Here is an 11,274-nt window from a genome sequence, read left to right as displayed (position 1 = left end):
TCTGGTGTTGCATCAGCTTTCCAACTATATCTTGTTCCTGCTGGTAATCCTGATGTATCTACACTTGTTTCCGCATCTGGAACTGCGTTATGGCTGACTTCTTGGTTTGGAGTCTTCGCACCTGGATCGTTTTCATCTTTTTGTTTTCTCACCTCAACATACACAGTCAACTCATTACTTTCTCTTCCTTGGCTATCAGTAGCTTTTAGAGTAACTGTGTAAATGTCAGGGGCTGTTGCTTTTCCTGGTGTTTCTGTTAAACCAGATACGATTTCTATTGTTGGTGAACCATATGGTTTATTATTCACATCTGTAGCATTATCTTCTGAATCTCTAACAGTTACTAAGTCTGCTAGTGTTTCTTTAGTAATGCCAGTTCCTGATGGGTAGACTTTTCGATTAGCTTCAGTAGTTCCTTCTGTTCCTTTATGTGCTAGAACAGGCGCTGTATTCGTAACATTAGCGACTTTCCAGTTTCCAGCAGCCATTGGGTCTTGTCCTGCTTCTGGTTGATATTCTACACGCAAACCTAGTCCTTTGCCGTAAGTTGCTGTATTATCCCCGTTAGCAGCTTCTTCTCTAATGTGAAGTTTCTTACCGTTACTTTCTTCATTAAGGGGAATAGTAATAACATTTTCTGCTGGATTAGTAGCGCTTGGAGTAGCTGTAATGGTTCCAACATATCCATTCGCATCTGTCACACTAGCATTATCAGCACGAGTTGCTTCTGTATGCCAAGTTCCATCTGCGCCACGTACAAGAGTGATACCGTTTGGTTTATCCCCTGTTTCTTGATTGTTATGGAATCTCAACTCCACTCGTTTAGCATCATGTGGTACTGTAATATCAATATGCTTACTACCTGCAACTGTTGACGCTACTGAGTAATCTCCCATTTCAACTGCTTTATTATCACTTATAGTTGAAACTGTTCCCTCTGTGACTGTATTCTCCACTGTAATCGCTGGTGGCGTTGTAGTTTCACCATTTTTAGCAACTGATTGACGAAGTTTTACATTGTCAGGAAGCGTAGCTGTCCATTTATCTCCAGTTAAAGTTACTTCATTACGCGCACTTGACAATACTGTATTAGCTTCATCATTCAGATGTAATTCTACCACTCTATTAGTTGCTTCGAATCCACCCAATGTACCACTTAGTGTACGACTAGTTGAAGTAACCGCAGTTGCGTCAAAAGTTGGTTTTTGAGGAGTGACTTGGACATCATTACTATTTGCAGATGATAAGTCATATGCAGTATTTCCGCTACCACCCGCAACTTTAACCACCGCATGAACTTTTTCTCCAAGAGCTAGATTAGAAGTATAATTAGTGGTATCGAAATTAACTGAACCTGCTCCTTGAGTTACCTCATCGCGACTTAACTCTTTAGAAGCAACTTTGTTACCGCCTTGGTACAATTCCACCGTTACCCTAGCATTTTCCTCTAACTGATTAGAGGTCGGAATATTACTAACGGTAACCGCTGGTCTAGTAGCTCCTTTACCATAGAAAGCATCCGTAGCAATTCTCGGTGCTTGTGGTTTGATGGTTATATTCACACCAATGTTTTGGTCACTGTAGTTATTTGTATTATCTCCTCGATCCTTCCGCACAGTACCGCCATACCAAACGTTAACATTTTCTGTATGTTCCCCAATTTTATTATCTGGGGTGTATGGTTTATTGTTTTTCCACCAACCAATAAAAGTTTCGCTTGGATTTGGAAGATTTGGATTACTTAACTTGACACTGTTTCTTGCAGTAACAGTAGTCCCAACCGTTGTCTCGATAGAGTCTTTTCCATCTTTGTATTTCACTTCATTACCATAAGTCTTGAAGGTAATTTCTTTCGTAACACTTTCTTCAACATTCGGATATGTTACTTTAATTGTTTTAGTTGTTACACCCGCTGTTGTACTTGTATCCGCAGGTGCACCACCTTCAAATTCAACACGAGTTCCTTTTGGCTTTGTACCTCCTTCAAACTCTATATAGTAGTCTGGAGTTACATCCTTAAAACTACCACCGCCTGAAACTAATCTTGACGTCAACGGTTGTCCAACGATTTCGTAGTAGGTCTTCACTTCTTCGCCGCCTACCTTACGATAAGTTACTTTCGGATATACCGTTACCGGAATCGTTATTTCAGTATTCGCACCATTTGCACTAACCGTCACAATTTTATTCGTAGTTCCTACTGTTGCCGTTGATGGTTTGTCATTGTCTTTCCATGATGCAGTAACCCCTTCAGGTACTTCTACAAAATTAGCTGCATTATCAACATTTTCAATAGTTGCATCTTTAATAGCGTAAATTGCTTTTGGTTTAACAGCTGTAATCGTAATTGTCTTGTCTGCTTTATTACCGTTCTTGTCTAAGACAGCTACTGTAACAGTATTGTTAGAAACTGTACCCAAAGTACCCGTAATTGATTTAGTAGTTGTATTATAGCTTAGACCTGTTGGTAAGTTTGTAACTTTAATATTACCTTCGTCAATACCTACACCTGTTCCATCTGATAGGTTAAGAGGAATATTAAGCGTATTTCCAACTTCTACTATTTGTGAAGAAGCTCCGATCACTGGTTTTGTTTGGTCACCATCAGTAGCCGTTCCAGTTCCTGCAATACTTTCGATATTTTGAGCAGAAACTTTAGCAGTCACACTTGTCTGGTCTTTTACAACTTGGTCTTTCAAGGTAATTGCACCAGTAGTTGCATCAATACTAATACTAATACCATCTTTTCCACCACTTGTAATTGTCCATTGGTTATCAGCACCCTTATTAGCCTCAATCGTTGTAGCCGTTTGAGGAGTTTTCGTCACTGTGCCATTATCTTCCAATTGATTACTGTCTGCTGGAGTATAACTTACTACTAATTTAGTAACATTCGGTTCATCTACAGGAGTTATCGTAACATCTCCGTTTGCTGAAGTTACCGTTGGTTGCGTTGGTCTAACGTTCACCGTAGCTGTTACTTCTTCACTTGATTTATCTGAATAGGTTACCGTTACTGTCGCTTGTTTTACTCCTGGTGTTGATGTATCTAAAGTCCCTGTCTTCCATGCAAACTTTGTGTTTGTTGGTAAGTTTGACGCGTTTGATATACTGTCTCTAGCTTCTGGTTCGCTATCTTTTTCTACAGTTTTCTCAACTGCCGTTGGTGTATAAAATTCTTTTTGTGCCGGAGCATTTACTGGAATTTGAATCTCCTCAGCAGAACCATCTGGATACGACACAGTTGCTGTGATATATAACGAACCATCAGCATTTTTATTTACTTCTTTGTTCGATGTAAATGTTAAGTTCGCTGTATCTTTCTGGATATTCACTGCACCTTTATCCGCTTTGAATGTTAACGTGTCTTTAATACTATTAAATTCGCCATCAGTTAATGTCGAATTAGGCTGTCTAATATCACGAGTAATTTGTGGAGTCGTTACAGTCGGTGTATATTTCGTTGCTTGTGTTTTAACTCTAAGCACTACACGAGTTTTACTACTTGGACTATTCTCTTTAGTTCCTGGAGAACCATGTAAGACATTTCCGGCAGCATCCTCTGCATTCGCATAAATATGCGCAAATTTCTCGCCATCATTCCACAAACGATTTCCATTTGGATTTTGTTTTGGTAATGTACCTGTAACATTTAAGGTAATTGGTGCGTTGTGTTGTGTTTCTGCACTATCTTTAACAACTTTATTTTTAAAATCAAGACTTACATTTGATAAATTAGTTGCAGAACCATCATACCCAACAAAATTAGCAGATACTAATTTCCCTGAATTGTCATTCAACGTTGCTACTGGTAAGTCAGTTGTTTCTGTCGGTGTGATATAGACTACGCGATTTCCTTCTGAATCTGTTTCCGTATTTTGGAAATCAACCGTTGGATAAATCGCGTCACCCGGTTTAGCATCACCTGTACCTTCGTTACTTCCAATTTGGTCACGAGTAATTGCTTGCACTTTTACAGTTGAACCATCTTGTACTAAACGGTCTTTAATTTTTACAGTACCTGTAGTGCTATCAATCGTAATTGGAACATTTGATCCAAATAACCATGTATCTCCATTTTTAGATGCTGTATACGTTACTTCTTGTGGATTATCTCCCTGAGTAGTATATGTTACTTTTAGACGATTTACATTTGTTTCATTCAGTTGGGTAATTGTTACATCCCCATTATCTTGCGGTGCAACTACAGGAGTTGTTGGTTTTACTTTGAAGACAATTGTTTTTTCAATATAACGACGTCCATTGATTTCTGTATTATCTCCACTTTGTCCAGAAACTACTTCACCGATTCCTTTTGTTCCCGCATAGTTCTCTGGGAAATAAGCTCTTGCTCTAACAGTATATTGTCCTGGAGCATTATATTGAAGGGTACGAGTTGTTGTTCTTCCATCAATACTTACATAACGGAATGTCATTCCATTAGGGAAATTACCTTGATCTGTACGGTTTGTTCCATCATTTACTGTTAAGTAGTAGTTTGGATCCAGAATGCTGTCACCTACATTTGTTTCTACAGTAATAGAACTTTGATTTGGCTCTGGTGATTTTGCTTCTTCAAAGTCAACATCTAATACACGGATACGGAATTTCACTTCTCCTTGGTTTCCAGAAGCTACACCATTAGCACCATCTGATACTTTCATAGTTACTGTAGACATTCCTAATGTCGCGTCAGCTGCAACACGTCCTGAAATTGTATGTGTGCCATTGGCATTTGCCACTGCACCTGTAACCGAAACTGTATTATTCGTTCCACCAAATGTTACACCTTTTGGCAATCCTTCTACATATTGAAGATTTACACGTCCTGTTGCTTCATTATCATAGAAGCTTAACGGAATATCTAATTGACCATTTCTATAAATAGTCACAATTGGAGAGTTTGAATCATCTCCTGATAATTCAGTTATTTGATTATTCGATGGATTTGTCATCTTAACAGTCGGTGGTGAATCTTCTGTTACAATCAGAGTTACTGGTTTTTCAACTTTAGCAGGTGTATAAATCGTTACAGTCTTACCATCAATAGTTTTTTCATAGCTTCTTGCGCCATTTGCAAACTCAGCAACTACTTTATAATCTGTAATATTTCCCGCTGTCGGTAATGTTGTAGACTGTGCTACTTCTTGATTATTCTTAATCCATTTGAATCGCATTCCGTCTGGGAAATACTTATCGTCTGAATTAACTCTGTTGGCTGCTGTAGTTGTCAAGAAATGATGTGGATCTCCTAATTGTGAGTTTAATCGAACATTCTTAGGACTATCTTTAACATCAACGTCTACAATCGTATATTTGAATTTATAAGTTTTCTCGTTATTTAGCGAGTCTTTTACAGTAACACGTGCTTCACGGTCTCCTAAAGGTGCAGTACTATCAACTGTGTTGTTTGTTGTTAATTGATACTGTGTCTTGTTCGCCATGTTGCCTGTCTTAGGAGAATCAGCGTTTCCTTGTTTATTGAACCAAACACCATTTGGAATACCTTCTGCTTTTAGATAAGTTGTTACTCCAGAATTATCATTCACTTCAAATGTTGGATTGAAGTTAGCACCTCTATAAATAATGAAATGATTGTCTGCTGCATTTTCAGTCAACTCTTTACCATTCATTTTTACAGTTGGTGGAATTTTATCTGATTTTTCAACTGGAATTTGAATTACTTCACTTGTTCCATCAGGATAAGTAACTGTTGCACCAACATAATAAGTACCATTCGAATTACGTTTTACTGCACCATTCTCATTCATGGTAATGTTCATATCTGGCGTATTATACGCTACTTTTACATCACCTTTATTGGCTGTAAATGTAATAGTGGATTTAATGGCATTAAATTCATCTTGTGATAATGTAGCTCCACTTGCTGTAATATCTTTATTAATAGCTTGCGTTGCTACTTGTGGATTATATTTTGCTGCTTGTGTCAGAATCTTAAACTGTACACGTAATGGATTTGAATTTTGGTTTGTTGTATCTTTTAATTGATTTTCCGCAGCATCCATCGCTGAAACATAACGTGTTACTAATGAATCGTTATTTCCCCAGATATTATTCGTATTTGGATTAATTTTTGGAACTTTCCCCGTAATTACAATATCGTGTGGTGCATTAAAATCGCCATTAGTAGTTTTAGTTTTTTCATTATAGTTCAATCCAAAATCTAAGTTTGTAGATGTACCATTCCCTTGGAATAATACTGTTTCTAATAACTTACCAGAATTATCTTTTACTGTTCCTAATGTAATAGAACCATTTGATAAATTTTCTGTTGGTGTAACATAAACTACACGTTGTCCATTCACTACTTCTGTATATTTTGAATTGAATTCAAATGTTGGAGCAATACGCTCACCTACTTTTGCAGCTGCTGTAGTGTTATTACTATTAACACTATCTGATGTAGCCACTTTCGCAATTACCTCGGCAGCGTCACGTACAGCACGGTCTTTAATTGTTACAGTACCTGTACTTTCATCAATCGTTACTCCATCTATTGAAGAATTATCTAATGTCCAACGACTACCATTTTTCGTTGCAGTAACTGTTTGTTGTGCACCACTACCATTTGTATATGTGAAACTTAATGTTTTTACATTTCTTTGGTTCGTGTGTGCAACTACTACATCCCCATTTTCTTTAGGTGTTACAGTTGGAGCTGTTGGTTTCACTTGGAATTCAATCTCTCTAGCAACATAAGCACGACCACGGATTTCATTGACATTATCTCCTGTTGCATTTGTTGCAGTAACTGATTCACCATTTGTTGGTACATATGTTGTTGGATAGAACGCAGCTGCTGTTACAATATATTTACCTGGATCTGTATACGTTAAGTTTGTCTTATACTCTGTACCTCTGATATAACGGAATGTCATACCACTTGGGAATAAGTTATCATTTCTTTGTGACCCATCATTGACTGTTAAATAATCATTTGCATCTCCTACTGGTCTGTTTAATTCTACTTCCTTAGAAATTTTTGAAGCACCCGTTTGTGTAGAAACACCTTGTTCAAAGTCAAGATCTAACACACGAACACGGAATTTCACTTCTTTTTTATTTCCTTGATTTACATTTCCGTTTGCCGCATCAGATACTTTTAATGTAACTGTTGAAATACCTAATGGAGCATTAGCGTCAACACGACCACGAACCGTATAACTTCCTTGTGCACTTTCTGTTTTATCTGATTCTTTAATGGTTGCAGAAGCATTTTGATTGAACGAAACACCACTAGGAAGCCCAGAAACATACTGTATGTTTACCTTACCAGCTCTATCGTTATCGTAATATTTTAAAGGCAACTCAATATTTGCACCACGATAAACATCAATAGTTGGTGCATTTGAAACATTATCCGTTAATGTTGTTTCACCATTATTATTCGTTTTATCCACAATTTTAACCGTTGGCGCTTCTGTATCACGAGCAATAACACGGTATTTGAAATAATACGTCTTATCTCCTGATACACCATCACTTACTTTAATACTACGTGTGTATACTCCAGGAGTAAAATCATTATGAACATTTCCTGTAAATGTAGGACGATATGGATTAGTTTCAGTATAGTTAGCTGTAGATGATACGTTACTTGACAATCTAACTCCTGTTGGAAGTTCTCCTTCAAGCTCAAACTTAGTAATTTTCCCAGTATTGTCAAATGCTTCTAGGTTTGGAGTAAATGGTTGACCTTGGGTAACTGTATAGATAGCATCTGACGGGCTAGTTTCTGGAAGTGTTGTAGTATTTTGTCCCGTTCTGATTTTAACTACAGGAGGTTGTGTGTCCGTTGGCACAGTCACACTATTCCTTACACTAGAATCACTATTCCCAAAGGAAGATATTGCGCTAACTTCTGATCCAGGTTTAGCATATCCTGCTTTTACTGAGAATAAATCTCCATTGATTTGAATTCCATCCGCACCATTCCCACTACTAGTCCAAGTTCCATTTTGAGGATTACGTATTAAGGTTGCAGTTTTTCTTTCCCCTTTAGCATTCGTATAAGAAAGTTCTACCTTATCCACGTTTTTATTTTTATCAGAATCAGGATTAGAATAAGGATTTACTGTTACTGTTCCCTCATTATTAGTGTTAACTGTCGGCCCGGTTGGCTTTTCTTGTAAACCTCTTACCATGAAGTATTGTTTTCCTGAAGAATATTCATACGATCTCATCCCTGCACCATAATAAAGAGGGGCGTATTTGTTATCAGTCGTAGTTTTATACTCAATCGTTACAATCCCTGCTCCATCATATTTTAAATAATATAATTGGTCAGTATTTTCTTTTAATCCAGCTAAATTTCTTTTCGCTTTATCTCTCACATCACGAGAAGGTTCTGTACCCCAAATAGGTCGACGAGTAAACTTGTTGAAAGTAGGGCCTAAATAATAATAGGAAGTTGAAGCCTGAGTTTCCTCGGGACCAGCTTGGTTCCTCTGGAGAGTTCCGATAATAAAGTTGTTATCCGTTACGTCTGTCACACTATCAAATCCATCTGTAAAATGATGACTATTAGCATCTCCATAATCCGCTTCCGTAGCATTTAAATGATTCTTTATTTTGTTTCGCCATTCTGCATTTAAATTGAACCCACCAAGTGAATTACTGCCTGCCTTTTGTCTTGTAACACCAAGGACTTCTCCCATCGTATGCCCTTTAGGCAAAGTAAACCAATACAAAGCATTTTGGTGATTCTGATTATGATTATTAAAAGTAACAGTCCAAATATAACCGTTCTCGTTCCCAGGGTCTTTTTTCACTGTTATCTTTGCTTCTTTTAAGCCCTCCTCCACTGTTACTTGATGTTCATTTGTAGGCAATTTATCAATCGTACTTCTTCTCATCGCATACAAATACGTCTCAGCAGGCAAGCCTGAACCATCACCATTTTGTACAATATATGCTCTTTTTGTATCAAGACCAGTCGGATTAGCTCTAAAATCAGCACCTCTCTCCATTACAGTTCCATTTATAACATCTCGTTTCCCAGAGTTTTCACGAGTAACAGCAAGTGCTAATTTTCTTTCTGCTTGTTTTCCTTGTTTGATAAGTGACTGAATTTTTTCATCTGTTAAGTCTGGTTGTTGTAATCCTTCATTTACAGAACGAATAATATCTTCTGTTCCTTTTATCAATTCTTTCGTTTCAGGTCTTGTAATTTCACTAGCGAATTTGAAGTATGTATTCAAGCTCTGAGATAGTTTTTCTAATTTTTCTTTTGGAGTGATATTTACCTTAGACGAGCGCTCACTTAAAACCTTATTAACACGACTGATTAGGTCTTCCATCAGTCTTACTTGCTCATCAACCTGTGCTTGCGTCGCATTTGGGTCATCCAAAACTGCCTTAGCTGCTGCTAGACACGCTTCCACTTCATCGTGGAGAGACTTCATGGAGTCTAGTGTTAGATTTTTCAACAAATCTTTTAGGGTCCCCTGAGTCAATTTAGCTGCTTTCCTATCAGCAGTAGTCGGCTGGTCTTGCTCTTTTTCTCCCTCTGCTTGAGGACTTTCTTGAGCAACTGGATCAGATTTAGACTTGTCTAGCTCTTGCCCTTGATTTGCTTCCTCAGCTTTAGCACCTTGCGCTTTTAGCTCACCCGCAGGCTTACCTTCAGGCTGGTCAGGCAAAGCCTGCTTGGAGTTTTCCTCAACCGAATTTTCTGGATCCCCATCTGAATTTCCAGAAGGTCCAGCAACTACATTGCTAGCTGTTGCTGGAGATACAGCAGGAGCTTCTTGAGCAGCTACTCCATTCGCAAAGAACATCAGAGCCGCCACCGCAACACTAGCAGCCCCAAAATGATATTTTCTTATTGAATAACGGTAAATTTTTTCACCATTATCATCACGATATGATTTTTTCATGATTGAATTACCTCTCGTTTTTTCCTTTCTGGAGGTACCAAAAAAAATACCCCCCCTTAAATATTTTAGGTATTTAAGAAAGGATATGTTTATTTTATTCCCATACTTGTCAAAAGACAAATTCCGAGACAGTACTATTATATCCTATTTTCGCAAATTTGAACAGCAAAACAAGAACTTTTTGGCAATTTCGTGGAGACTCAATTTCAGGAGAAAATGAAGTAAATTTCTCCACAACAAAACGCATAGTATCAAGGTTTTTCAACACTTGATATTATGCGTTTTTTGATTTAAAAGACTCCTTGCCCCGCCTCATCTTTTAGGCTTCTATTTCATCAAAAAAAAACGAAGCAACAAAGCTCTCCCTGATCCGACAAGTCATCCCTTCCATGAGTTTGACTTGCTCATCAACCTGTGCTTGGCTGGCTTTTGGATTCTCTAAGACCGCCTTAGCCTTCGCGAGAGCTTCTTCCACTTCAGTATGGAGAGCCTTCATAGAGTCTAGCGTTAGATTTACCAACAAAGCTTCTAGGGGGCCTTGTATCGATTTGGTTGCTGCTGTATCAGCGGCAGAAGTAGGTTTGTCTTGCTCTTTTTCTCCCTCTGCTCAAGGAGTTTCTTGAACAGACTCTGGATGGGTAGACTCTCCCCCTACTTCAGTAGTTGTAGGGGCAGCTACCGCTTGCCCTTGATTGGCTCCCTCAGCTGGCACTGCTTACCTTTTTAGCTCGTCGACTGGTTTAAGTTCAGCCGGCTGTTCAGTCAGAGCTTTCTTGGAATCTCCCTCATCCGAGTTTCCTACCATTCTGATAAGATTTTGAAAGGAAATCTCTAACTTACAAAAGCTCCTCAAACTCAGCGACAGTCATACCTAATTGTTGGCTGGCAACCTCAGAAGTCAGAATACCTTGGCGGACTAAATTTAGTAGCATGGACAAACTTCCTTCAACTTTCCCTCGCTCCAGTCCCTGTTCAAGACCTTCTTGTCGCCCTTGTTCAACCCCCTCTGCACGACCTCTCTCTAAACCTTTTTCCTCTGCTTGTTCCAAGGCATAGTCGTGTGCTAACAAGGCTTGTTCTTCGCGTCTGCGTTGTTCACTAAACATTCTCCTGTCCTCCTCGGACCAGCTCTTGTAGTCCAGCAGTTGATCTGCTTGGCTGATGGCTCGCTCGGGGTGCTGGGTAAAGGGTTTATTCCCGAAAAACTCCAACCACGGCTTGCGAACCTCGTCTTTGCTGGTTTCTCTATATTTTATTTGAAAAAAGACAGTAAAAAAGCGCAAAAAATCACTTCCTGTGCTATACTGTAATTGAAATTTTTTTAGTTTGGGCGTTAGAACTGTTTCCTCAGTCCTATCGCCTTTTCTTTTTGATA

General features: G+C 38.5%; 2 protein-coding genes and 1 pseudogene. All 3 read right to left on the bottom strand.

Annotated elements, in window-relative coordinates:
- On the bottom strand, positions 1-9,899 hold a 9,899-nt coding region (locus tag PCY12_RS10000), incomplete at its 3' end, for a Rib/alpha-like domain-containing protein (RefSeq protein WP_301352774.1).
- Positions 9,900-10,218: 319 nt separating this feature from the next.
- Entirely contained in the window at positions 10,219-10,419 is a 201-nt protein-coding gene (locus tag PCY12_RS09995) for a hypothetical protein (protein WP_301352773.1), read from the bottom strand.
- A 316-nt stretch (positions 10,420-10,735) separates the two neighbouring features.
- Positions 10,736-11,274 (bottom strand): annotated as a pseudogene (locus PCY12_RS09990) (hypothetical protein); the annotation flags it as partial.

Source organism: Streptococcus sp. SPS1 (assembly GCF_030439915.1).
GTDB lineage: Bacteria > Bacillota > Bacilli > Lactobacillales > Streptococcaceae > Streptococcus.
This window is presented reverse-complemented; position numbering and strand designations above follow the sequence as displayed.